Below are 25,784 nucleotides of genomic sequence, written 5' to 3'. Positions count from 1 at the left end.
CTCAGGCTATCAGATTCACACATTCTGAAGCCTTAGATTGGCGCCGTATTTGATGGCGTGGAACTTGGCAAGGCCGATGCGGATGACTTTGGGACCCGGCTTGCCGTAGTAGCCGGTCCAGCCGCCGAGGCGTGCGATGACCCAAGCGACAAAGGCCAGGGATCCCTTCGGGTGCGGATTGCGTTGCCGCTCGGTCTTGCCTTCGAGCCGGGCGGAGACGGCTTCGAGGATGGGTTGGTCGTCCGGCTCGAAGGCATCGCTCAGGAGCTGATCCGTGTTGCCGTCGCGGGCCTGGACGAGTTGCTTGATGGTGATGGCCGCAACGGCTGCAGCAGCGACGAAGTTGATCATGGCCTGCGGGTCGCCGATATCGGCTTCCTCTATATCGAAGCCTGCCGTCTTGAGCGTACGGAAGAACTCCTCGATCACCCAACGCGTCCGGTAGAAGCCGACCACTTGACGCGCGTCGTTCAATGTAGCGACAGCGTGGGTAGTCAAAAGCCGCCAATGCACAGGTGCGCTACCGTCTTTCGGCTCCGATACCTCGCGGACATCGACCAGCGTCAGGTGAACCGTCTCGGGCAACGTCGGATCGGCTCCATGGAGCGGCCGGCATACGGCCACCGGCGCGAAGCGCACTGCGAACTCGGTATCGCGCGCGCGCCGTCCTGGTGCGGCGGGGACCGTCATGGCAACGCGCCCTTGTTCGGCCTGGGCGTCGATGAAGGTGAACAGCAAATCCGGGTCTTCTTCGGACCCCTCGATCCGCCGATTCTGGCAGGCCCTCACAACCAATTCGACGTTTTGCGGACGCTTCACGAACAGTTCGTAAAAGTCGCTTTCGCGGTCCGATACCATCGTGACGCTGGCCGCCGCAGCCAGTACCTCACCCGCCCGTTCGCTGCTCTCGATCCATCGTTGCGATTCCTTAGCCGCCGTCGCCCGCTTGCGCCGTGGTGCCAACTCCTCTCGGTTACGGTTCCAGACCTGCATCGAGACCAGACCGAGCAACCCTTGCGTCTCGGCCTCTACCGCCAGTGCCACATGCAGCAACAAACCCGCGGCATTGCCTTTGGCGACCGGTCCGTAGCATTGTCGCGACCGCCGGCCGCCCAAGATCAATTCCGACGTGTCCTGTGCGACAACAACATGCCGACCAGCCGCTCGCTGCCCGGTGAGGTCTCCGGCATGCCGTGACATCTCTGCGGCCGTCACCGACGGATTGTGAAGAAGCCGGCGAAACTGCATCTCGCCCGCACGGTCCTCACCGAGGCGGCGGATGCACGAGCCAGGCCGGGCCACCAGCGCCGCATGCAGCCGCGCCCCCCTTTTTCCAGGCGACGATCGCCAAATCGTCCCAGTCCATATGCCACCCCGGCCATCAAAACCTCCACCGGCTTGCCTACCGATAGAGAATCCCGCTTTACCGCTAATCGCAACCCAGATGTGTGAATGCGATAGCATTCTCAGGGGAGAGGTGGCCAGTCCCTGATCAATTCGTCGGCATCACATAGGCGTAGATCCGGCCGCGCGAGACCGGCGCCTCGCGGACGCGGTGGCTGCTGTTGCCCGAGATCATGATCGGATTGCCCTTGGCATCGACGCCGGTGATGATCCCGACATGACCGCCGCCACGGCGGCCCATCACGGCGATGGCGCCGACCTGCGGCCCCGAAACGCGCGTGCCGTATTTGGCGAACGAGCTCGCCATGTCGGAGCCGGTGCCGCGATGGCCGGTCTGCTGCAGCACCATGTTCATGAAGCGCGCACACCACAGGTTGGAGCGGCCGGTCGGATTGCCGCCGAGATAGCGGCGCGCCGTGTCGACGATGCCGGTCGAGCCGAAGCCACCTGTCGCATTCATGGACGCGGCCTCAGCGCCGGGCATCACGGCCGCATTGGCCTCGCCGAAGCCGCTTGCCTGCCTCTGGGCGCGGCGCTCGGCGCGCGACAGCCGCGCTGTGTGACGGTGGGGATGACGGGAATAGTGCCGCGCGTGATGGCCGGCATGGGCCGAATGCGCGTGACGCGAATGATGCGGACGGGCGGACGCCGGAGCGGCGGAGATCACGGCGAGCGTGAGCGAACACAGAGCCAGCGCCAAAACTCGAAGCGACCGGCGATACGCAAGCAACTGAACCATACTTCACGAGATCCTCTGAAACGCCCCCCGAGTCCCCGTCGCGTTCCCAAGGGAATGCGGCGGTGGTTTTGAAAATCGGGATGTGGCGCGAGGAAGACTTCATGCGGCGCAGGGAGAACGATTTCTGGGTCATTCCGCGCAAATTCCATGACGAAAATAGCCAGAACTGCCGCATTGCAGCCCCGGAAATTAATTGCAAATCTGGGGGCGGCCAACGAGAGGAGATTTCAATGCCCCATGCCGTCACGAAAGATAACGTCCGCCTCCATTTCGAAGAGGCAGGCAGTGGCACCCCGATCATCTTCCTGCACGAGTTCGCAGCGGATCACACCAATTGGGAACCGCAGATGCGCTACTTCTCGCGCGGTCACCGCTGCATCGCCTATTCCGCGCGCGGCTACACGCCGTCGGACGTGCCGCCGAGCGCCGACGTCTACACCTACACGCACTTCTACACCGACGCGCTCGCAGTGCTCGACCATCTCGGCATCGCCAAGGCGCATTTTATCGGCCTCTCGATGGGCTCCTATTCGTCGCTGCAGGTCGCGCTCAACGCACCGGAGCGCGCGCTCTCGATGACGCTGGCGGCCGTCGGCTCCGGCTCCAGCCTCGAGAATCTCGATGCCTTCCGCGCGCAGTGCCGCGCCAATGCCGAGCAGTACGAGACCATCGGCTCGGTCGAGGTCGCCAAGGTGACGCGCGAGGCGCCGAGCCGGATCCCGTTCCTGGTGAAGGATCCGCGCGGCCACGCCGATTTCTACGCCGCGCTCGCCCGCCACGACGCCAAGGGCTCGGCCAACACGATGCGGAGCTTCCAGGGCGGCCGGCCCTCGATCTACACCATGACCGACGCCATCAGACGCGTGCCGACGCCGGCGCTGATCCTGTGCGGCGACGAGGACGACAATTGCATCGCGCCCAGCACGTTCCTGAAGCAGCATCTGCCGGCCGCCGGCCTCTCCTTCTTTCCGAAGTCGGGCCATGTGCTCAACCTCGAGGAGCCGGCGCTGTTCAACGAGATGGTCGAGCGCTTCATCGTACTGGTCGAGGCCGGCCGCTGGCCGGTGCGCGATCCGAGGTCGCTGGTGGCCGCGCCGGTGTAAATCGTCATTGCGAGCGAAGCGAAGCAATCCATCTTCCCGCATGCGCGAAAGCATGGATTGCTCCGTCGCTATTGCTCCTCGCAATGACGGCAGCTATTTCGCCTTCCCACCCCGGCTGAGCAGGAATACGCCCTGTTCGCCGAACATGTTCCACACCCACCAGGGCAGGTTGAGCGGCACCGGGCGGCCGTAGAGATCGAGCGCCACCGCGCGCTCCATCTTGACGTTGATCTCCTCGCAGAGCTGCACGAAATCCTTGATGGTGCAGAAATGGATGTTGGCGGTGTCGTACCAGCTCGCCGGCAGATTCTCGGTCCGCGGCATGTGGCCGCCGATCAGGAGCTGCAGCCGCATCTTCCAGAACCCGAAATTCGGGAACGAGACGATCGCGCGATGGCCGATCCGCAGCAAGTTCTCCAGCACCACCTTCGGCTGCCGCGTCGCCTGCAAGGTCTGCGACAGGATCACGTAGTCGAAGGCGTCATCGGGATAGTTGACGAGGTCGGTGTCGGCGTCACCCTGCACCACCGCGAGACCCTTGGCGACGCAGCCATTGACGCCCTCGCGCGACAGCTCGATGCCGCGGCCGTCGATGCCGCGGCTCTCCAGCAATTGCAGCAGCTCGCCGTCGCCGCAGCCGACGTCGAGCACGCGCGAGCCCGGCCGCACCATGTCGGCGACCAGCAGATGATCGGTGCGATAGCCGCCGGTCCGCTCCGGCGCGACGCCCGGCAAGGGCAAGGTTTGCTGCATGCTCATGACTGGCCCTCGTCCTTCAGTCCGCGCGCCTTGCCGGCGGCCTGCAGGAAGGCGCGGGAGATCTCCAGGAATTCGGGCACGTCGAGCAGGAACGCGTCATGGCCGCGATCGGTCTCGATCTCGGCGAACGACACCCGTGCGCTCGACGCGTTCAGCGCATGCACCAGCGCGCGCGATTCCGAGGTCGGAAACAGCCAGTCGCTGGTGAACGACACCACGCAGAACCGCGTCTTGATGCCGGTGAACGCTTTCGCAAGCACGCCATTGTGGTCGGCGGCAATGTCGAAATAGTCCATCGCGCGCGTGAGATACAGATAGCTGTTGGCGTCGAAGCGCTCGACAAAGGACGAGCCCTGGTAGCGCAGATAGCTCTCGACCTGGAAATCCGCATCGAACGAGAAGGTCGGCAGCTCGCGGTCCTGCATCCGTCGCCCGAACTTGCGGTGCAGCGCGGCGTCCGAGAGATAGGTGATGTGCGCCGCCATCCGCGCCACCGCCAGTCCACGATGCGGATGCGTGTCCTCGTCGACATAGCGGCCGCCGCGCCAGTCCGGATCGGCCATCACGGCCTGGCGGCCGAGCTCGTGGAACGCGATGTTCTGCGCCGAGTGCCGCGTCGAGCAGGCGATCGCGAGCGTCGAGAACACGCGCTCGGGATAGGCCGCGGTCCATTGCAGCACCTGCATGCCGCCCATCGAGCCGCCGACCACGCAGAACAGCGTCGCAATGCCGAGGCGATCGATCAGCATCGCCTGCGCGCGCACCATGTCGGGGATCGTGATGATCGGGAAATCGAGCCCCCACACCTTGCCGGTCGCAGGGTTCAGCGACGCAGGGCCAGTCGAGCCCATGCAGCCGCCGATCACGTTGGAGCAGATGATGAAGTATTGTTCGGGATCGATCGGCTTGCCGGCGCCGACCATGGTGTCCCACCAGCCGGGCTTGCCGGTGACGGGATGGGTGTTGTTGACGTGCTGATCGCCGGTCAGCGCGTGGCAGATCAGGATCGTGTTGGACCTGTCAGCATTGAGCTGGCCATAGGTCTGATAGGCGATCTGGAACGGCGCAAGATCGACGCCGCAATCGAGCTTCAGCGGCTGATCCATGCCGAACTTCGCCACCAATGACGACGGGTGATCGGCCTCATGGGCGCGATCATCGCTCGGGGTTTGCGGGCTCGGTATCGGACGCACGTTGCTCATCTAGGCGACCCTGCCCTCGCGTGGGAGGGCTCGAACAGAAAATCAGGCCATAAAAAACCCGGCCTGAACAAGGTTCGGCCGGGAGCTGATCTGTCCCCGGCCTGTTTAGCGAGTTGTTTAACGTGGCTGCAAGCCGGCCGGCTCAAATGACCACGGAGTGCAGCGAACCTAGTCCCCAGGCCCCCCGTCGTCAAGGCGGCCCGCGAACCTCCCCTTGCCGGGCGCCAATGGTTAACCGAATGCGCAAGGCACGCCTGCGACGTTTCTCTTTGCTTTCGCTGGCCGTCTTTCCTAATCAGGGACCCTGTCTGGCACGGCATCGGGCCGCCCGGACGACAAGGTTTGAGAGCATGTCCAACCCACCCCCGTCGCCGCCCTCGCTGCAGGAGCTGCGCAAGGAGATCGACGCGATCGACGAGCAGGTTCACCGCCTGCTGATGGCGCGCGGCGACATCATCGACCGCCTGATCCAGGTCAAGAAGACCCAGGAGGTCGGCTCGGCGTTCCGCCCGGCGCGCGAGGCCAGCATGATGCGCGAACTGGTGCAGCGCCATCGCGGCATCCTGCCGCTCGACACCATCGAGAGCATCTGGCGCGTCATCATCTCGACCTTCACCTATGTGCAGGCGCCGTTCGCCGTGCATGCCGATGTTTCCGTGGGTGAGTCCGCCATGCGCGACTCGGCGCGGTTTCACTTCGGCTTCGTGGTGCCTTACGTGTCGCATTTCAGCGCCCAGGCCGCGGTCGAGGCGGCGGCGAAGTCGAAGGGCGACCTCGCGCTGGTCTCCGCGATCGCGAGCCGCACGCCGTGGTGGAATGCGCTCGAAGCCGATGGCGCGCCGAAGATCATCGCACGGCTGCCGTTCCTCGAACGCGCCGACCATCCCGCCGCGTTGCCGGTGTTCGTGATCTCGCGGGTCGCCGACGACGCCATGGTCACGGAAGTGCAGACCTGGAGCGTGCGCGTCTCCGGCTGGAACGCCGATGTCGCCCGCGCCCTGGCGCCGCTCGCCGAGATCGTCGCGGTCCCCGACACCGCGTTCGACGGCGCGGCCCTGCTGGTGTCGGTCACCGGGCAAGACCTGACTAACAAGGGTTTCGAGAAGATCAAGCTCGCCTTGATCGAGGCCGGCGCCTCGGTGCGCTCTTCGGCCCTCGTCGGCAGCCACGCAACGCGCTATACGGTGCCCTCTAACGGATCGGCCAGGACCTGAAGTAAGAGCCGGCCGCCCTAGTATATCCGGAGTTGATGATGTCCCGCCCCGTGCCGAATCCCGGCATCCTCGATATTGCGCCCTACACGCCCGGCAAGAGCCCGGTGCCGGAACCGGGCCGCAAGGTGTTCAAGCTGTCCGCCAACGAGACGCCGTTCGGTCCGTCGCCGAAGGCGATCGCGGCCTACAAGGGCGCGGCTGACCATCTCGAGGACTATCCGGAGGGCACCTCGCGCGTGCTGCGCGAGGCGATCGGCCGCGCCTATGGGCTCGATCCGGACCGCATCATCTGCGGCGCCGGCTCCGACGAGATCCTCAATTTGCTCGCGCACACCTATCTCGCGCCCGGCGATGAGGCGATCTCGACCACCCACGGCTTCCTGGTCTACCCGATCGCCACCATGGCGAACGGCGCCAAGAACGTGATTGCGGCCGAGACCAATTTCACGGCCGACGTCGATGCCATCCTCAAGGTGGTGACGCCGCGCACGAAACTGGTCTGGCTCGCCAACCCGAACAATCCGACCGGCACCTACATCCCGTTCGACGAGGTCAAGCGGCTGCGCGCCGAACTCCCGTCGCATGTGCTGCTGGTGCTCGACGCCGCCTATGCCGACTACGTCTCGCGCAACGACTACGAGCTTGGCATCGAGCTGGTCGCGACCACGGACAACACGGTGGTGACGCACACCTTCTCGAAGATCCATGGCCTGGCCGCGCTGCGGGTCGGCTGGATGTTCGGCCCGGCGCATATCGTCGATGCCTGCAACCGCATCCGCGGTCCGTTCAACGTCACGACGCCGGCGATGCTGGCGGCGGTGGCGGCGATCGAGGACACTGCGCATGTGCAGATGTCGCGGACGCACACCGAACAGTGGCGCAACTGGCTGACCGAGGAGATCGGCAAGCTCGGGCTCAAGGTGACGCCGAGCGTCGCCAATTTCGTGCTGATCCACTTCCCGGCCGACAAGGGCAAGACCGCCGCGGAAGCCGACGCCTATCTCACCCGGCGCGGCCTCGTGCTGCGCGCGCTCAACAATTACAAGCTGCCGCATGCGCTGCGCATGACCATTGGCACCGAGGAAGCCAACCGCCTCGTGGTCGGGAGCCTGCGCGACTTCCTGGCTGGAAAGTGAACACCGACGTGACCACGGCTCCGCTCTTCAACCGCATCGCGCTGATCGGCTTCGGCCTGATCGGCGGCTCGATCGCCCGCGGCGCACGCGCGCAAGGCCTGGTCGGCGAGATCGTGACCACCGCGCGCTCAGAGAAGACGCGCGCGCGCGTCGCCGAGCTCGGCATCGTCGATCGCGTCGTCGAGACCAATATTGAGGCGGTGAAGGATGCCGATCTCGTCATCCTCTGCATTCCGGTCGGCGCCTGCGGTCCGGTCGCGGCCGAGATTGCCGGCCATCTCAAGCCCGGCGCAATCATCTCCGACGTCGGCTCGGTGAAGGGCGCCGTCGTCAAGGACATGGCGCCGCATTTGCCTGACGGCGTGCACTTCGTCCCGGCGCATCCGGTGGCCGGCACCGAGCATTCGGGACCGGATTCCGGCTTCGCCGAGCTCTTCATCAACCGCTGGTGCATCCTGACGCCGCCCGAAGGCACCGACCCCGCCGCGACCGACCGGCTGCGCGCGTTCTGGGCCGCGCTCGGCGCCAAGGTCGAGATCATGACGCCGGATCATCATGACCTCGTGCTCGCGATCACCAGCCATCTGCCGCATCTGATCGCCTACACCATCGTCGGCACCGCCGACGAGTTGGCGCAAGTGACGGAATCCGAGGTCATCAAGTTCTCCGCCGGCGGCTTCCGCGACTTCACCCGCATCGCGGCGTCGGACCCGACGATGTGGCGCGACGTGTTCCTCGCCAACAAGGACGCCGTGCTCGAGATGCTCGGCACCTTCACCGAGGATCTGTCGAAGCTGACGCGCGCGATCCGGCGCGGCGACGGCGAAGCGCTGTTTGACCACTTCACCCGCACCCGCGCCATCCGCCGCGGCATCGTCGAGATCGGCCAGGATTCCGCCGCGCCCGACTTCGGCCGGCCGCATGCGAATTTGAAGAAGTAGGCATAGTAGCCGGGATCTGCCCATTCGTCGTCCCGGCGAAAAGCCGACCCATACGCCGCGGCGAATGTTGTGATCGGGACTCGTCATTCTCGCATCGCACGACAATCAGCATTTGTGGTTGATGGTGTGGACGGCCCCCTACGGCATCAGTGTGCCAGAATGAGGTTGTTGTAAATCTCAGACAAGGAGACCGTCCGTGAGAGAGATTATCCGTATTGGGATGGATACGTCGAAGCATATTTTTGTGCTGCATGGAGTTGACGCGGCGGAACAGCCGGTGTTGCGCAAGAAGCTGTCGCGCAAGCAGGTGCTTGAGTTTTTTGCCAAGCTTCCGCCGACCGTGATCGGGATGGAGGCCTGCGGGGCGGCTCATTACTGGGGGCGCGAGCTTGGCAAGCTTGGCCATGAGGTGAAGCTGATAGCGCCGCAGTTGGTGAAGCCTTATGTGCTGCGGAACAAGAACGACGGGCGAGATGCGGATGGGGTGTGCGAAGCGATGGGCCGACCGCGGATGCGGTTTGTGCCGGTGAAGAGCGCCGAACAGCAGGCCGCGCTGATGCTTGCAGGTGTCCGCGATGGGCTGATCGGCCGCCGTACCCAGCTCAGCAATGCGATCCGCGGCTACGCGGCGGAGTTTGGCCTGATCGCGCCGAAGGGGTTGGACAAGATCGAGCCGCTGTTGGCCCGGATCACGCAGGACGAGAGCGTTCCCGCTATGGCGCGCGAGCTGTTCGCCATGCAGGGCCGTGACTATGCGCAGTTGCAGGGTGAGCTGAAGGCGGTCGAGGCCAGGCTGCTGGCCTGGCACCAGGCCAACGCCACAAGCCGTCGTCTGGCCCAGATCCCCTCGGTCGGTCCGATCATCGCGACCTCGCTTGTGATGAAGACGCCGGACCCGCACGCCTTCCGCTCCGGCCGCTTGTTCGCGGCCTGGCTCGGCCTGACGCCCAAGGACCATTCCACCGCCGGCAAAACCAGGCTCGGCAAGATCACCCGCGCTGGCGACGAGACCCTGCGTCGCCTGCTCGTGGCCGGGGCGACCGCGGTGATCCGGCAGGCAAGGCTCGGGCGCGGCCACCCCTCGCGCTGGCTCGTGGCGTTGCTCAGGCGCAAGCCGCCGAAGCTTGCGGCCGTGGCGCTCGCCAACAAGGTGGCCCGCATCGCCTGGAAGCTGATGGCGACCGGCGAGAGCTATGATGCCGCACGCATGAACGCTGTCACCTAACAGGTCGGCCGGCCGGACGTAGCGCTCGCCGGACGAACCGGAGCTGCAAGAGCAGATGGAATGATCGATCGATCCAGAACGCGAGACAAGCCGCGGGACCCATTGGCCTTCACAAGGTCGCCAGGTTGTTTGGCACTCGCGTCGCGGAAACCATCTTGGCCCAGCGATCAACACGATCGCATCAAACAGGCCGGACATATGGATGACAGCGATCCGACCAATCCCAGAAAGCTCTTGTGCCACGGGGGCCGTCCACATATGGGTCCCGGTCTTCGCCGGGACGACCGGGAGTGTGCGGTGCCGCTTGTGAGTCAAACTACCGCATTCTCGCGACATGATTTGTCCGAGTCTTGCCTCTCGCACAGACAATCTGCAGCGCAGATCCTCATCGCCGCAGTCGCTGATCCCGGATCGGCCCCGCCGCCGATATCGGCGCAACCTTCTGGGTCAGCCGCTGGCGGCCGACGAGGCCGGCGGTTGCCAGCATGACATCGCCGCCGAACCACCAGGAGCCGATCACGAACTCCCAGGCGCGCGGCGGAATCTCGTCGAACACGATGCCATAGACCGACACCAGCGCAGCCAGCGCGGCGAGGAAGATGCCGCCCGCGCTCATGAGCTCGACGGCATCGATGCGCCCCGTGGCGCGCAAGGCGGGCCTTGGAATATCGATGCCGAGATAGAAGCCGACGGCACCGATCACGATCGTCGTCACGATGAAGGCAAGCGTGCCGAAGAAAGCGATGTGTCCCTTCGCGAGCTGGGCGGCGACGAAGGTGCCGGCCATGGCACCGGCCATCGCCAGGCCGGTTCGCTGCAACACATGCGCGGCGCGGCTGACCATCATCAGTTCGCGGGCGATCACGGCCCTCTCCTTTCTGCTCACGATCCTCATCTGCATGTTCCTTTCCAACTCTACGCTCCCACTCCCCGTTCTTACGGGGAGAGGGTTGGGGTGAGGGGCCGTCTCCGCAACAATGCTGGATAACGAACTCGCGGAAACTCCCCCTCACCCAGATCGCATCTTCGATGCGATCTGACCTCTCCCGCACGCGGGGCGAGGTAACCGGAGTCCTAGAACGGGTAGTAGCGGATCTGGGTCATGACGATGTGGTCGTCGGTCTTCGGCGCGCCGCCGACACCTGCGAAAGCGAAGCGCTGGTTGTAGGAGTACTGGATGCCGGCCTTGATCGCCCCGTAGTCGCCCTTGAAGATCGTGTCGTAGAAGCCGGCGGTGTATTGCCTGACCTCCGAGGTGTTGCCGTTGCAAGTCGCCGCCGGCGAGTTCTCGATGTTGCAGCCGAGGTTGTTGTAGAGCGGGTTGCCGTAGCCGAACGGCACCGTGCCGACATTGGAGAACGTCGCCTTGGTCTTCTCGAGGCCGGCATAGGCATAGAGATCGAGCGACGGCGTGGTGTGCCAGACCGTGCCGAGCAGGAACGCCGTGATCGGCAGCGGCTGGATCGAGCCGTCCTGGCGCACCGTCGCATCCGGGAACGGCGCGGCGGTGAAGCGGCCGAGCGCACCGTGCGACGCCGAGCCTTGCAGCTCCAAGAGCTTCGGCACGATCTCCGCCGAGAAGTGCCCGCCGAAGCTCACCGTGTTGACGTCGTGATTGGCGAAGTTGAAGCGATCGTAGAAGTCGCGATACATCGCCCAGCCTTCGACATGCAGCTTGTAGGGCCCAAGCCGCGGATCCCACGCGCCCTTCACGGTGAAGTCAGGCACGTGATTGAGGCTGACATTGTTGGCGTTGTTGAAGAAGCTGCCGCCCGGCCCGGTGAGGTTGACCAGGAGGTTCGGATTGAGCACGCCCTGTGGCCCAACCGCTGGCGTGCCGACCAGCGGCGTGTTGCCGCCGAAGAACGACGTCTGCGGATTTTCCGCCGACACCGCGAGCTTGAATTCGGGCCCGATGTCCTGCCAGACACGAATGCCGGGCTGCCGCGCGGCGAGGAAGCCGGGCACCGATTCGAAATCGATCACGCCGGGCGCATCGACCGAGCGCGGATCGATGCCGGCCTTGCTCGGCGCATTCAACGACCAGCTCTGACCGGCAAGCACGTGCAGGCCGAGATCGGTGCGACTGACCTCGACGCTGGCCTGACGCAGCCTCGGGTTGAACGAGTTGGTGGCGACCGAGTTCGCGGTCTGCGCCGCGCCTTCGAAATCCATTTCGCCGTAGCCGGCGACGCGGGTGTTGGCAAAGACTTCGGCCTCCGCGAGCACCGAGAAGCGGGTCTGCCGCGCCGAGAAGCGCGACTCGCCGGTGTTGAAGTTCTTGCTCTGCGGGAACGGAATGAAGGCGTAGACCGAGCCGGTGTCGGAGGCGAGATTGCGGGTCCGATAGATGCCGGTGAGATCGACCCAGCCGCCGAAGGTGAAGGTGACGCCCTTGTAGCAGAGCTTGCCCGATGCGCAGGGATCGAACGGCACCGGCGCCTTGGCCGCCATGTGCGTGTTCTGCATTGCGCTCTGTCTTGCCGCCAGCGCCTCCTCCTTGCGCGCCTGCACTTCCATTTTCTGTTCGAGCTGCCTGAGGCGTGCCTTCAACGCCTTCAGCTCCGACGCATCGTCGTCCGCCAACGCTGGACCTGCCGACAACAGCACGCTGCCGAGCAGAATCCCCCCGAGAATTCGCATCGCTTCCCTCCACACGAGGTTGTTTCCTCAGGCGAGAGAGAGCGGTATTCGGGGACTGATATTCGCGGCGGCCCGCAATATTCCGGTCACGTTTTTCTCATCGTCGCCGCGGGAATGTTTTGCCGCGACGGACGATATCGCGCGCGAGGGAATAAGGTGTCCGCGCAGTGCGGAGGGTGGATCTTGCGCAGCACAATTCGCCTCTCAGCCCGCGGTGAACGATGGCGGACGTGTAACAACACCGGTCGCAAGACCGAATTGTCGTTCGGCACCCGTTTCAGGCTGCCACGGACATGCGATGGACGAAGGACAGCAAGATGATCGGTGAAGTCATTGTGGTCGGTGACCTGAAGTTACGGGATGACGCCTCGCTCGAGGAATACAACCGGCTGGGCGAACGCATGTACGAAATCGTCAGCCGCCTTCCGGGATTCCTGTCGGTGAAATCGTTCAAGGCGGCGGATGGCGAGGAGCTCACCCTGTTTCGCTTTGCCTCGGAAGAAGCGCTCGAAGCCTGGCGCCATCATCCGGACCATGTTGAAACCATGCAGCGCGGACATGCCGAATTCTACGCCAGCGGCTTCCTGCAGATCTGTAAGGTGATCCGCGAAGTCGGCCCGTTTGAGCATGCGTAACGGGCGTGGGGTGGATTAGCGTAGCGTTATCCGTCGTACAGCTGGCGGTGAACAACGGCGGGTTACGGCTTCGCCTAACCCGCCCCGCGAGTTCACTCCGTCATTGCGAGCGAAGCGAAGCAATCCATCGCGACGCATATGCGGAAGCATGGATTGCTTCGTCGCTATCGCTCCTCGCAATGACGGATGTCTTCGCAGCGTCACCCTTAGAACAGCGGTGGAATCTGCGCGACTTTCAGCGGACCCAAAAACACCGCGCCGTCGGCGAAGCGCAGCGGGAAGCTGCGCGCCTTCTTGCCTTCGAGCGTCGCCTCGGTGCCGAGCGAATTGATGCCGGCGGAGATGCCGGCATTGGCGTTCTGCTTGATCACCTTGCCGAGGCCGGGGATGGCGCGATCCAGCGCGCCGAACAGATTGCTGAGGTCCTGGCTCTTCACGCCCGGTGCGACGCGGTCGAGCGTGGACTGCGGCACGCCCTCCTCCAGCATCTTGTCGATGCCGAGCGCAGGGATGACGCGCTCGAGGCCGGCGACCGTCATCTGCAGCTCGCCCTCGATGCGGCCTTGCGCGTTGAGGCGGAGCGTCCCGGCCGCGACCGAAAGCACGTCGCCCTGCTCGATCCGCGACTGCTGGATCTCGACGCTGCCGCCGGCCGCCTGGATCTCGCGGAAGCGATCCGGCCACGGCTTCGGCGAGAAATCCTTCAGGCCGTTCAGCCGCGCATGGATGTCGGCGTTGAACGGCTGGGTGAGCAGCGGATGCACGTCCTGCAAGGTGCCGCCGGCGATCTGGAGCACGGTCTCGATCGCGGAGCTGTCCGGCGCCGAGCCGTCGACCTGCCTGCCGTGCAGCTCGATGTGATTGACGCGCATCAGCGGTGTCGGCGCGGGACCGCCGGTGCGGTCGATGGCGAGATTGTCGAACACCAGCGAGGCGCGCTGCGGCACCGCCGGCAGGCCGACCACGCTGCTGCGGCCCAGGCTCCAGTTGACCTGTAGCGTCGGCTGTGCGTTGCGCTCGGCGATCGTGGCGGGGCCCTTGAACTCCGCGATCACGAGCTTGGGATCATAGATCTGCGCCACGACCAGGATCTCGACCAGCCGCGCCACGAACGACATTTCCGGCGAGGCAGTCTGCGACACCAGCATCACGCTGGGCTGCTCGCAGCGGATTTCGAGCCGGAACGGGTAGCCCGCCACCGAGCGCTTGTCGCAATCATAGACCCGGCCGGCCTTGGCTTCCTGCGCGCGCCAGGCATCGGCCTGCACGCCGACCTGCGAGGCGGCAAAGAACCAGAAGCCGCTCCAGAGCACCGCGGCGATCAGGACCACGACAGGGACGGCATAGAGGCCGAAGCGCGAGCGACGGCGGGGGGCGGAGTTCAAATCGGACATGCGGCGTCCTTTGGCTGGCGAATTTGTCAAAATCGAAGCGGCAGCAACCTGGGGGCAACCCTTACGCACCTCTTGCGCACCTCTTGCGCAATCCTCGCGCAACCTTTGCGTAACCCTTACGTAACCCTTGGAAGCGTCACGGAATCTGCTTCGCTTCGACGGCGTGTTCTGCTAGCCCATCTGCGCGATGTCAGCAAATCCTCCCCATTCCGAAACCGACGGCGACCTCTGGGTGTTCGGCTACGGCTCGCTGATGTGGAAACCGGGCTTCGAGTTCCTCGAGCAGGTGCCGGCGCGGCTGATCGGCGAGCATCGCGCGCTCTGCGTCTATTCGTTCGACCACCGCGGCACGCCGGAGAAGCCGGGCCTGGTGCTCGGCCTCGACCGCGGCGGCGCCTGCCGCGGCATCGCGTTCCGCGTCGCCGCCCGCCAGCGCCACGACACCATCGCCTATTTGCGGGCGCGCGAGCAGACCACCAACGTCTACCGCGAGGTGATGCGCTCGGTGTGGCTGGAGAATGCGGCGCGCGATCGCGTCTCCGCGCTGGCCTATGTGGTCGATCGCGGCCATGTGCAATATGCCGGACGACTGTCGCTCTCCGAGCAACTGCGCCTGGTGCAGCAGGGCCACGGCCGCTCCGGCAACAACCGCGACTACGTGCTCTCGACCGTCGCGGCGATCGAGAAGCAGGGCTTTCGCGACGCGCAACTGCACCAGCTCGCGACGATGCTGCATGATTCCGGCCCGCTGCATCGCGATGCACGTGCGGCGGACGGGCTCGATTCGGTCTGAGTGCGGCCGCGCCATTGGCGTCGATCTCGCGCATTGAGGAACCGGTTCGCGGAATTTTGCCACGGCGCGAACAATATTGTGGTTTCAATTTCTGGTCGCTGGAATGGAATGACTGGAATGCGCCCCTCATTGCTGAAGCTCGCCGCGCTCGGCCTGCTGTTGCTGCTGAACTCACCATCTCATGCCGGTCTGAGAGAGGATGGCGCGGCGTGCGACGCCAAAGAGCCGCACCCGGAGATCGCGATCCCCGCCTGCACCCGCCTGATCGCGGCCAATCCCAGGGGACGCGACCTCGCGATCACCTATTACAACCGGGCGCTGGCCTGGCATAACAAGGGCGATCTGGAGAAAGCCAAATCGGATTACGATCAATCGATCGCAATCAATCCGTCGTTTGCGCCCTCCTACGGCCAGCGGGCCAAGGTCTATCTGCAAAACCAGGACTATGACCGCGCGCTGAGCGACTTCGATCAGGCGATCCGGCTCAAGCCTGCCGGTCCGTTCAGCGCCGGCTGGTTCAACAATCGCGCTGAGCTGTTCGTTGCCACCGGGGACTATGATCGCGCGCTGGCCGATTACGGCAAGTCCATCGAGCTCGATCCCAACTCCTGGTACGCCTATGTCAATCGCGCGCTGGTCTATGATTTCAGCGGCAAGGACCGGCTCGCGGCGCTGCATTGCCAGGATGCGATCAAGCTCGCGCCCCGCGCAGCCGGCCCCTATTATTGCCGGGCCGTGGTCGAGATCAGCGCCGGCGATCTCGACAATGCCGCGCGCGATATCGAACGCGCGATCGGCATCCAGGATGGGCAAGCCGAGTTCTACTCGCTGCGCGGCCTGACGCTGGCCAGCAGAGGCGAGCTCGACCAGGCCATGCGCGACTACGACCACGCCACGCAACTCAACGCACAGGGCGCGCTGAATTACGCGCGGCGGGGCCTCGCCGACGAGAAGAAGGGCGATGTCGAGGGTGCGCGCGCCGACTTCCGGCATGCGCTCGACGTCATCGGCCTCGATCAGCTCGACCGCACGCAGGGCCAGCGCGTCGCCAGGGAAGGCCTGCAACGGCTGGATCAGGTCGCCATCACGGAGAAGAGCGTCGTTGCGGATCACAGCGCGGCCAAACCTGGCCCGGCCAATCCTGCCCCCGCGCTCGCCGCGGCCGTTCCGATCCCGCCGATCGGCGCGGGCCAGGAGGCAACAACGACCGAACGGCGCATCGCCCTCGTCGTGGGCAACTCGAAATACCGATCCGTCCCGGTGCTGCCGAACCCGGGCCAGGACGCCGCGGCGATCGCCGACACGCTGCGCGCGGTGGGCTTTCAGGATGTCCGCCTCGTCACCGACGCCTCGCGAGACAGCCTGGTCGAAGCCCTCAAATCATTCGCCAACGCGGCTGACGGCGCCGACTGGGCCGTGATCTACTATGCCGGGCACGGCATGGAGATGGCGGGCGAGAACTATCTGGTGCCGGTCGACGCGAAACTCGCGACCGACCGCGACGTGCCGTTCGAGGCCGTCGCGCTGACCCAGGTGATGGGCGCCACCGAAGGGGCGCGCAAGCTGCATCTCGTCATTCTCGATGCCTGTCGCGACAATCCGTTCGCCAACCAGATCAAGCGCACCGTCGCGTCACGTTCCATCGGCAGGGGACTGGCCCAGGTCGAACCCGACAGCGGCACGCTGGTGGTCTACGCCGCCAAGCACGGCCAGGTCGCGCTCGACGGCGACGGCGGCCACAGCCCGTTCGTGACCGCCCTGATCAAGCGCATGCAGACCCCTCGGATCGAGATCCGCAAGCTGTTCGACCTCGTGCGCGACGACGTCATGGCGGCGACGGATCGGCGGCAGCAGCCCTTCAGCTACGGTTCGGTGCCGGGAAGCGAGGATTTCTACTTTGTCAGCGCGAGCCAGAATGCAGCCAAGTAGTCCGCCTCCGCGCGGTCGAGAACGAGCAATCGGGAATACGGCCATCGTCAGGCGTCTGTTGCGATCCGATAAATCGCGGCGGGCGTATGGCGGCGGCCTGTGACATTTAAGCTTTTGCATCGCGGCGCGGACGGATAGAAGCTCATCCGCGAACATCGACACTGATGCAATGAACCTCTCCGCCCCCTTTATCCGCCGGCCGGTCGGCACCACGCTACTGTCTCTTGGATTGGTGGTGGCGGGCATCATTGCGTTTTTCAAGCTGCCGGTATCGCCGCTGCCCGACGTCGACATCCCGACCATCATGGTGCAGGCGACCCTGCCCGGCGCCAGCCCGGCCGACGTCGCTTCCACCGTGGCGAGCCCGCTCGAGCGCCACCTCGGCCAGATCGCCAGCGTCACCGAGATGACCTCGACGTCTTCGCTCGGCTCTGCCCGCGTCACGCTGCAATTCGACATCGACCGTGACATCAACGGCGCCGCGCGCGACGTGCAGGCGGCGATCAACGCCGCGCGCGCCGACCTGCCGACCAACCTCCGCGCCAACCCCACCTACCGCAAATTCAACCCGGCCTCGGCGCCGATCCTGATCTACACCCTGACCTCGGACACGCTGACCCCGGCCGAGCTCTATGACGCCGCCTCGACCGTGCTGGCCCAGAAGCTGTCGCAGGTCGAGGGCGTCGGCGAAGTCTCGGTCGGCGGCGGCTCGCTGCCCGCGGTGCGCGTCGAGCTGATCCCGCCGGCGCTCTACAAATACGGCATCGGGCTCGAGGACGTCCGCGCCGCGCTCTCGAGCGCCAACGCGCACAGCCCGAAGGGCGGCATCGACGTCGGCGACCAGCGCTACCAGATCTACGCCAACGACCAGGCGCGGAAGGCCGCCGACTACAGGCCGCTGGTCGTCGCCTACCGCAACGGCGCGGCGGTGCGCCTGACCGATGTCGGCGACGTCATCGATTCCGTGGAGAATGTGCGCACGCTCGGCCTTTCCAACGGCAAGCCGGCCGTCGTGATGATCGTGTACCGGCAGTCGGGCGCCAACATCATCAAGATGGTCGACAGCGTAAAAGGGCTGATGCCGCAGCTGAAGGCCTCGGTTTCGCCCGCGATCGACATCACGCTGGCGATGGACCGCTCGAAGACGATCCGGGCCTCGCTGCACGATGTCGAGATCACGCTGCTGATCGCCGTCGCCCTGGTGATCCTGGTCGTGTTCGCGTTCCTGCGCAACGCCCGCGCCACGCTGGTGCCTGTGGTGGCGGTCGGCGTGTCGCTGATCGCGACCTTTGCCGTGATGTATTTGCTGGGCTACACGCTCGACATCTTCTCGCTGATGGCGCTGACGGTGGCGACCGGTTTCGTGGTCGATGACGCCATCGTGGTGCTGGAGAACATCGCCCGTCAGCTGGATGCCGGGATGTCGCGGCTGGAGGCGACGCTGGTCGGCACCCGCGAGGTCGGCTTCACCGTGCTGTCGATGAGCGTGTCGCTGATCGCGGTGTTCGTACCGATCCTGCTGATGGGCGGCCTGGTCGGCCGCCTGTTCCGCGAATTCGCCATGACCATCACCATCGCGATCGTGATCTCGCTGGTGGTCTCGCTGACGACGACGCCGATGATGTGCGCGGTACTGCTGCGCAAGGAGGAAGGCCAGCCGCATGGCTGGATCTACCGGATCAACGAGCGCGCCTTCGAGCTGATGCTGAGCGGCTACCGCGCGACACTCGGCCTCGCGCTGCGGCATCCGCTGCTGGTGATGCTGATCCTGGGCTGCACGCTCTATCTGAACGTCCATCTCTACACGGTGGTGCCCAAGGGCTTCGTTCCGCAACAGGATACCGGGCTGCTGATCGGCTCGATCCAGGCCGACCAGAGCACCTCGTTCCAGCTGATGCAGCAGAAGCTGACCCAGTTCATCGACATCGTGAAGTCAGATCCGGCGGTCGATACCGCCGTCGGCTTCACCGGCGGCGGCGGCGTGGGTCCGGGCGGCACCAACACCGGCACCGTGTTCGCGTCGCTAAAGGCGATGGACGAACGCAAGCTGCGCGCCGACAAGGTGATCGAGCGGCTGCGCGACCCCCTGGCAAAGGTGGCGGGCGCCACCCTGTTCCTGCAATCGATCGGCGATCTCGGCGCCGGCGGACGCTCGGGCAATGCGGCCTATCAATACACGCTGAAGGGCTCGACCTTCGAGGAGCTGAACGAGTGGACGCCTAAGCTCGTTGCCGCGCTACAGAAGGAGCCGACGCTCGCCGACGTCAACACCGACCAGCAGAACAAGGCGCTGCAAGCTAACCTGGTGATCGATCGCGACGCCGCCTCGCGGCTCGGGATCACGGTCAGCCAGCTCGACAACACGCTCTATGACGCGTTCGGACAGCGCCAGGTCTCGACCATCTTCGTCGCGCGCAACCAGTATCACGTGATCATGGAGGTCGCGCCGCGCTTCTCGCAGGACCCGCAGACGCTGAAGGAGGTCTACATCTCGACTTCGGGCGGATCGGCGACCGGCACGCAGAGCACCAATGCGGTGGCCGGCACGGTGGCCTCGTCGTCGCAGAAGAGCTCGATCAGCTCGGTCGCCGCCAATGTGGTGCGCAATCAGGCGACCAACTCGATCGGCGCCACCGGCAAGGGCGTCGCCTCGACCGGAACCGCGGTCTCGACCAGCGCGGAGACGATGATCCCGCTGTCGAGCGTCGCCCGCTTCGAGCATGGCGAGACGCCGCTTGCGGTCAACCACCAGGATTTGCTGGTCGCCAGCACCATCTCGTTCAATTTGCCGCCGGGCGTCTCGCTCAGTACCGCGACCACCACGATCGAGAACGCGATGCATGCGCTCGGCATGCCGGCGGGCATTTCCGGCGGGTTCGCGGGCTCCGCGAAGATCTTCCAGCAGGCGCTGGCGAACGAGCTGTTCCTGATACTCGCAGCACTCGCGACGATCTACATCTCGCTCGGCATGCTCTACGAGAGCTACGTCCACCCGCTCACCATCCTCTCCACGCTGCCCTCGGCCGGCGTCGGCGCCGTGGCGGCGCTGATGCTGTCGCACACCGATTTCGACATTATCGGCATGATCGGGGTGATCCTGCTGGTCGGCATCGTGAAGAAGAACGCGATCATGATGATCGATTTCGCGCTCGACGCCGAGCGCCAGCGCGGGCTGTCGTCGCGCGATGCGATCTACGAGGCCTGCCTCATGCGCTTCCGCCCGATCATGATGACGACGCTCGCCGCGCTGTTCGGCGCGGTGCCGCTGATGATCGGCCTCGGCGAAGGCAGCGAGCTGCGCCAGCCGCTCGGCATCGCGATCTTCGGCGGACTGATCCTGAGCCAGATCCTGACGCTCTACACCACGCCGGTGGTCTATCTCTATCTCGACCGCGCGAGACTCTGGACCCAGCGCCGCCGTGCGGCGCGGCGCGCACGGCGGGCCGCCGCCAGCGCGGCCGGCCGTTGACAGGCCGCCGGTCTTGCCAACCTGCCGCAAGGTGGCAGGCAAGAGGAACCGAGCTGTGACTCCAGCACCTGATATCGCTGCGTCGCGCTGGTTCAACACCGGCGAGCCGCCGACCCTGGCCGGGCGACGCGGCCGCCCGGTGCTGCTGCACGCCTTCCAGATGCTGTGTCCCGGTTGCGTCTCTCCACGGTACGCCGCAGGCTTGGCGCGCATTCGAGCTGTTCAAGCATTCCGACCTCCAGGTGATCGGGCTGCACACCATGTTCGAGCACCACGCGGCGATGCGAATGGGACAAGCTGAGCCGCCCCAGCAATTCGCGAGAGCTTCTGCGAACGCGGCGTGCGGCTTCCTGCTGTAATTCCCGGTGCATGTTTCGCGCCTGACGGTCCCTGACCGGGGGCCGTTCACGGTAACTTGGTACGACAGCGTCCAATCGCTGCATGTTCTTCACGATGCGTTGCTTGCCGGACGGAGCTCAAGTAACAAGTGTTCGTGGTGAAGGTGCGATTGCGGACCTTCAGAAGACGTGGTTGACAACATGGCGCGAATGCCGATGACGGGCCGATCAACGTCCCGCAATTCTCATACCCGTAGGACCGGTCTCGTGCATTCGTGGCGCGCTGCGCTGCTGGCAACCGCCGCCTGGCTGGCCGTCGATACCCGCGCGGGCTATGCGCAGACCTACATCACCAATTATCAGGTGATCTCCAGCCCCAACCAGTTTGCCTCACCGATCTATCTGCAGGGCGGCCAACTCAGTGCGGCGGCCTCGCTCGCGAGCATTGCGGGAGCCATCAACGTCGACGACAACCAGTCGGGCACACTCTCGGCCCAGAATGGCGGCTCTGTCGGCATCAACATCGATAGGCTCGGCCGGAACGCGGTGCTGCACCTCGGCTCCGCCAGCGAGCAAGGCACCATCGTCATTAACGGGTTCGTCAGCAATGCGGTGAGCAGTCCACCCTCGCTGTACATCGACGGCGGCTATGTGCGGGCGGGATCCTCGCAGTTCGGCGCAGCGCCCTCCACCTTCGCCGGCACGACGGTGGCCGCGAATGCTGTCCTTGACTTCAATGTCTATGCCGGGAGTGTCCGCAACCTTCAGGGAGCGGGTACGATCGGAAGCCTCTCTGCCCCGATCACCGTGGACGGTGGCAACTATGCCGGCAGCATCCTCGGCGCGAGCCTGCTCGAATTCTATGGAACCACAATCTGGAGCGGGACCGCGAGCGGCATCCGAGCCTATCATGTGAACAGCGACGCGACGCTGACGACCTCGGGCGGCGCAACCATGTTGGCCACTGCTCGGCTCACGGTCGACGGAACATACAACCTCAACACCAGCGAAACCGTCGGCTCGCTGGCCGGAACCGGCAACGTGGCGGTCGCCGCGGGGCAGACACTGACCTCCGGCAACGACAATACCACCACCACCTTCTCCGGCGTCATTTCCGGTCCCGGCGGCCTGACCAAGAATGGCACCGGCACCCTCACCCTGAGCGGTTCCAATACCTACAGCGGCGACACCACGATCAACGCCGGTACGCTGCTGATGGGCACCGCCAATGCCATAGCCAACAGCCGCACACTCGTCGTGTGGGGCGGCACCTACGACCTGAACAACTTCGATCAGAGCGTCGGCGGCATCAATGGCAATTCCGCGACGACGATCGCCCTGCGCTCGGCGACGCTGACGGTCGGGGGCGCCAACCAGAACTCGGGTTTTTTCGGCAACATCACCGGCTTCGGCGGCCTCATCAAGACCGGCACGGGCTACCAGGATCTGTACGGCATCAACAGCTACTCCGGATCGACTGTCATCAACAACGGCGTGCTGCGTCTGACCACCGGCGGCACTCTGCTGAATACGCCGACCATCGACGTCTACAACGGCGGCACTTTCATCCTCGGGACGGCCAATGGGCTGTCAACGTCCGTGGGGATCACGCTGCATGATGCCGGTTCGGGTCTGCTGCAGGGGGTCAATCAGACGATTGGATCCCTGGCCGGCAGCGACGGCTCTTTCGTCCAGCTGAGTTCAGCAAGCCTGCTGACCACAGGAACCAGCAATGGCAACGCCGTGTTCGCCGGCCGTATCGACGGCGACGGCGCGCTGACCAAGGTCGGCACCGGCGCGCTGACGCTGTCGGGCCACAACACCTACAGCGGCGCCACCACGGTGAGCGGCGGCTCGCTCTATGTGAACGGTTCGATCGCCGCCTCCTCCGGTGTCACCGTCGCAGCCGGCGCACTGCTTGGCGGCTCCGGCACGGTGTCCTCCACCGTGGTGAACGGGACGCTCTCGGCTGGCAATTCGCCGGGCACGCTGACGGTTGCCGGCAACCTCGCTCTCAATGCGGGAGCTACCTCGATCTTCGAGCTGAACACGCCGGGCGTGGTCGGCGGCAGCAATCAGGGGACCGGGAATGATCTCGTCAACGTGAGCAGCAACCTCACGCTCGGCGGTACCCTCGACGCGCGGATCGCCGCGGCGGGCTTCTATCGCCTGTTCACCTATGGCGGCGCGCTGTCCGGCGATTTCGCTGCCAAGGCCCTCAGTTCCACCAGCTCTGGCTTCACCATCGCCAGCGCGCAGCTGGAGACCACGATTCCTGGCCAGGTCAACCTCTCGGTGCTTGGCACCGGACAGAACCTGCAGTTCTGGGACGGCGCCGACAGCACCGGCAACGGCACCGTCGACGGCGGTGCGGGAACCTGGAGCGCCGGCGGCACCAACTGGACCGGCAAACCCGGACAGGCGGCGATCAACGGCACATGGGGCGGATCGGTCGGCGTGTTCGCCGGCGCGGCCGGCGGCACGGTGGCGGTGGCGGGCACACGGAGCTTCGATACGCTGCAGTTCTCGACCAATGGCTACACGCTGAGCGGCGGCACCCTGGCGATCGCGCCGGCCAGCGGCAATACCGGCGTGTTCAATGTCGATAGCAACATCTCGGCCACGATCGCGTCGACGATCGCCGATGGCAGCGGCACCGCGCTGGCTAAGGCCGGAGGCGGCACCCTGGTGCTGACCGGCAGCAACAGCTACAGCGGCGGCACGATTCTCGCCGGCGGCACCCTTTCGGTCTCGTCGGATGCCAATCTGGGACTTGCCTCCGGCGCGCTGACATTCACGGGCGGCATGCTGCAGGTTACCGGCACGTCGTTTACGACGACGTCCCGCGCGGTCACGCTTGCGGCAGGCGGCGGCGGATTCGATATCGCCGACGCGGCGAACACGTTCACGCTGAACCAGGCCGTCACCGGGGCCGGCGGCCTGACGAAATCCGGCGCGGGCACGCTGGTGCTGGCAGGCGCCAATACCTATCAGGGCGGCACGACGATCAGCGGCGGCGTGCTGCAGGTCGCTGCTGACAACAACCTCGGGGCGGCTGGCAGCGGCGTCACGTTCAATGGCGGCACGCTGAGCACGCAAGGCAGCTTCACCGCTGCTCGCGGGCTGGCTTTCACCGGCGCGGGCTCGATCACAACCGGCGGCGGCACGGTCGTCGACTTCGGCGGCGCCATCAGCGGCAGCGGTCCGTTCACCAAGAGCGGCGACGGACGGCTGACGCTCAGCGGCGACGGCAGCGCGTTCAGCGGCGCGACCACGGTTTCGGCTGGCACGCTGGCGGTCAACGGCGTTCTCGGCGGCACGCTCGCGGTGGACGCCGACGCGCGGCTGCAAGGCAACGGCACGGTCGGACCGGTGGCGCTCGCCGCGGGCGCGACCATCGCGCCGGGAAACGCGATCGGCACGCTCAATGTCGCCGGCAATCTCGCGTTCGCGCCAGGCGCGATCTACGAGGCGGACGTCAACGCCGGCGGGCAAAGCGACCGCATCGTGGCGAGCGGACTCGCGACGTTGTCCGGCGCCAGGGTCAGCGTCCTCGCCGGGAGCGGCAACTACGGACTGCGGACCAGCTACACAATCCTCACCGCGGCCGGCGGGCTCTCCGGCACCTTCGCGGACGTCAGCTCCAACTTCGCCTTCCTGACGCCAAGCCTGGCCTACGATCCGCACAGCGTGACTCTGACGCTGACCCGCAACAGCACGGATTTCGCCGCCGTCGGCGCGACGCCCAACCAGCGCGCCACCGGCGCGGCGATCGACCGTCTCGACACCGGCAGCCCGGTGTGGAGCGCCGTGCTCCAGATGGACGAAGCCACCGCGCGCCGCGCATTCGACCAGTTCTCCGGCGAGATCCATGCCTCGAGCCGCGCCGTGCTGCTGCAGGACAGCCACGTCGTACGCGACGCGGTGATGGACCGCCTGCGCAACGCCTTCGCCACCGCCGGCGCACCGTCGCTGCCGATGATGGCCTATGCAGCGGCGGATAGCGGGCAGTCAGCAAGCACGCCCAACCATGACATCGTGGTGTGGGGCCAGGCGCTCGGCGCGTGGGGCCACCTGGCCGGTGACGGCAATGCCTCGCGCATCAACCGCACTACCAGTGGTGTGCTGGCGGGCGCCGACGCCCGCGTCGGCGACGGCGACTGGCGGGTCGGCTTCGTCGGCGGCTACAGCCAGACAGGGCTCGACGTAGCACGGCGGTGCCTCGGGCACCAGCGACAACGCCCATGTCGGTCTCTATGCCGGCACCGAATGGAATGCGCTTGCGCTGCGCGCCGGCGTCGCCGGCAGCTGGCAGGAACTTGCTGCGAGTCGTACCATCGTGCTTCCCAATTTCGCCGATCGGCTGACCTCCTCGTACGGCGCCTGGACCACGCAGGTGTTCGGCGAGTTCGGCTATCGCCTGCGTGTCGGCCGGTTCGATCTCGAGCCTTTCGCGGGCGCCGCATACGTCAATGTGGCCAGCGACGCCTTCCGCGAGACGGGGGGCGCTGCAGCGCTCACCGGCTATAATCCAACGATGGAGGCGACGTTCACCACGCTCGGCGCGCATGCCGCGACCGGCTTCGACCTCGCCGGCGTCTCCGCCACCGCCCGCGCGACCGTCGGATGGCGGCATGCGTTCGGCGCCCTCACGCCGATCACCATGGTCAGTTTCGCCAACAGCGGCCCCTTCACCATCGCCGGCGCGCCGCTCGCCCGCGACGCCGCCGTGGTCGAGGCCGGGCTCGACGCGCGGGTGTCGGTGGACGCGACGATCAATCTCTCCTACAGCAGCCAGATCTCGGGGGCCCTGATCGACCAGTCGTTCCGCACCGGGCTCAATCTGAAGTTCTAGCCTTG

At 65.6% G+C, this 25,784-nt stretch carries 16 protein-coding genes, 3 pseudogenes and 1 riboswitch; of the genes and pseudogenes, 12 read left to right on the top strand and 7 right to left on the bottom strand.

The window, feature by feature from the left end:
• Positions 1-15: 15 nt before the first annotated feature.
• The gene (locus HU230_RS38340) at positions 16-1,302 is read right to left on the bottom strand and encodes an IS4 family transposase (protein ID WP_224943361.1); all 1,287 of its coding nucleotides are present in this window, start codon (positions 1,300-1,302) and stop codon (positions 16-18) included.
• 190 nt (positions 1,303-1,492) lie between these two features.
• Entirely contained in the window at positions 1,493-2,143 is a 651-nt protein-coding gene (locus tag HU230_RS38335) for a TIGR02594 family protein (protein ID WP_176533771.1), read from the bottom strand.
• A gap of 230 nt (positions 2,144-2,373) precedes the next feature.
• Here HU230_RS38335 and HU230_RS38330 point away from each other — a divergent pair, with 230 nt between their 5' ends.
• A complete protein-coding gene (locus HU230_RS38330; RefSeq protein WP_176533772.1) occupies positions 2,374-3,246 on the top strand; it encodes an alpha/beta fold hydrolase in 873 nt (290 codons plus the stop codon).
• 93 nt (positions 3,247-3,339) lie between these two features.
• Here the strand turns inward: HU230_RS38330 and metW are convergent, their stop codons facing one another.
• Both metW and metX read right to left on the bottom strand, forming a co-directional pair.
• Positions 3,340-4,005: a methionine biosynthesis protein MetW gene (gene metW, locus HU230_RS38325; protein WP_176533773.1), complete on the bottom strand. Its 666-nt coding sequence runs from the start codon at positions 4,003-4,005 to the stop codon at positions 3,340-3,342.
• A complete protein-coding gene (gene metX, locus HU230_RS38320) occupies positions 4,002-5,207 on the bottom strand; it encodes a homoserine O-acetyltransferase MetX (RefSeq protein ID WP_176533774.1) in 1,206 nt (401 codons plus the stop codon). The genes metW and metX overlap by 4 nt, the downstream gene beginning before the upstream one ends.
• An 84-nt stretch (positions 5,208-5,291) precedes the next feature.
• A riboswitch (SAM riboswitch) is annotated at positions 5,292-5,371 on the bottom strand.
• Positions 5,372-5,557: 186 nt separating this feature from the next.
• Here metX and HU230_RS38315 point away from each other — a divergent pair.
• The 4 genes from HU230_RS38315 to HU230_RS38300 all read left to right on the top strand — a co-directional run bounded on the left by HU230_RS38315 (position 5,558) and on the right by HU230_RS38300 (position 9,723).
• Positions 5,558-6,421, top strand: coding sequence for a chorismate mutase (locus HU230_RS38315; RefSeq protein WP_173639016.1), 864 nt, complete (start codon positions 5,558-5,560; stop codon positions 6,419-6,421).
• 38 nt (positions 6,422-6,459) lie between these two features.
• Complete coding sequence (hisC, locus tag HU230_RS38310; protein WP_176533775.1) at positions 6,460-7,557, top strand: histidinol-phosphate transaminase; 1,098 nt, start codon at positions 6,460-6,462, stop codon at positions 7,555-7,557.
• An 8-nt stretch (positions 7,558-7,565) separates the two neighbouring features.
• Positions 7,566-8,498: a prephenate/arogenate dehydrogenase family protein gene (locus HU230_RS38305; protein WP_176533776.1), complete on the top strand. Its 933-nt coding sequence runs from the start codon at positions 7,566-7,568 to the stop codon at positions 8,496-8,498.
• A gap of 196 nt (positions 8,499-8,694) precedes the next feature.
• Entirely contained in the window at positions 8,695-9,723 is a 1,029-nt protein-coding gene (locus HU230_RS38300) for an IS110 family RNA-guided transposase (protein ID WP_176528479.1), read from the top strand.
• Positions 9,724-10,108: 385 nt separating this feature from the next.
• Here HU230_RS38300 and HU230_RS38295 read toward each other — a convergent pair whose 3' ends face one another.
• On the bottom strand, positions 10,109-10,588 hold the full coding sequence (locus HU230_RS38295; RefSeq protein ID WP_224924647.1) for a hypothetical protein: 480 nt from the start codon (positions 10,586-10,588) through the stop codon (positions 10,109-10,111).
• A gap of 209 nt (positions 10,589-10,797) precedes the next feature.
• A complete protein-coding gene (locus tag HU230_RS38290; RefSeq protein ID WP_210284314.1) occupies positions 10,798-12,366 on the bottom strand; it encodes a hypothetical protein in 1,569 nt (522 codons plus the stop codon).
• Between the two features lie 317 nt (positions 12,367-12,683).
• Here HU230_RS38290 and HU230_RS38285 point away from each other — a divergent pair, with 317 nt between their 5' ends.
• Positions 12,684-13,001, top strand: a complete 318-nt coding sequence (locus HU230_RS38285) for an antibiotic biosynthesis monooxygenase family protein (protein WP_176533777.1) — start codon at positions 12,684-12,686, stop codon at positions 12,999-13,001.
• A gap of 206 nt (positions 13,002-13,207) precedes the next feature.
• Here the strand turns inward: HU230_RS38285 and HU230_RS38280 are convergent, their stop codons facing one another.
• Entirely contained in the window at positions 13,208-14,395 is a 1,188-nt protein-coding gene (locus HU230_RS38280; protein ID WP_176533778.1) for a DUF2125 domain-containing protein, read from the bottom strand.
• A gap of 187 nt (positions 14,396-14,582) precedes the next feature.
• On the opposite strand from HU230_RS38280, the gene HU230_RS38275 reads away from it, so the two are divergent.
• From HU230_RS38275 to HU230_RS38250, 6 genes and pseudogenes are all read left to right on the top strand, one after another.
• Complete coding sequence (locus tag HU230_RS38275) at positions 14,583-15,188, top strand: gamma-glutamylcyclotransferase (RefSeq protein WP_176533779.1); 606 nt, start codon at positions 14,583-14,585, stop codon at positions 15,186-15,188.
• A gap of 117 nt (positions 15,189-15,305) precedes the next feature.
• Positions 15,306-17,117 carry a caspase family protein gene (locus tag HU230_RS38270; RefSeq protein WP_176533780.1) on the top strand — a complete coding sequence of 604 codons (1,812 nt, stop codon included), beginning with the start codon at positions 15,306-15,308 and terminating at the stop codon, positions 17,115-17,117.
• Between the two features lie 169 nt (positions 17,118-17,286).
• Entirely contained in the window at positions 17,287-20,586 is a 3,300-nt protein-coding gene (locus HU230_RS38265; protein WP_176533781.1) for an efflux RND transporter permease subunit, read from the top strand.
• Positions 20,587-20,641: 55 nt separating this feature from the next.
• Positions 20,642-20,870: pseudogene (locus HU230_RS38260) on the top strand (thioredoxin domain-containing protein); the annotation flags it as partial.
• A gap of 255 nt (positions 20,871-21,125) precedes the next feature.
• A pseudogene (locus HU230_RS38255) lies at positions 21,126-24,185 on the top strand (beta strand repeat-containing protein); the annotation flags it as partial.
• Positions 24,186-25,197: 1,012 nt separating this feature from the next.
• Positions 25,198-25,779, top strand: a pseudogene (locus HU230_RS38250) (autotransporter outer membrane beta-barrel domain-containing protein); the annotation flags it as partial.
• Positions 25,780-25,784 lie beyond the last annotated feature (5 nt).

Origin of the sequence: Bradyrhizobium quebecense, assembly GCF_013373795.3 — a bacterium.
Classification (GTDB): Bacteria; Pseudomonadota; Alphaproteobacteria; order Rhizobiales; family Xanthobacteraceae; genus Bradyrhizobium; species Bradyrhizobium quebecense.
The sequence above is the reverse complement of the archived record's forward strand: the minus strand, read 5'-3'. Positions and strand labels throughout refer to the sequence as shown.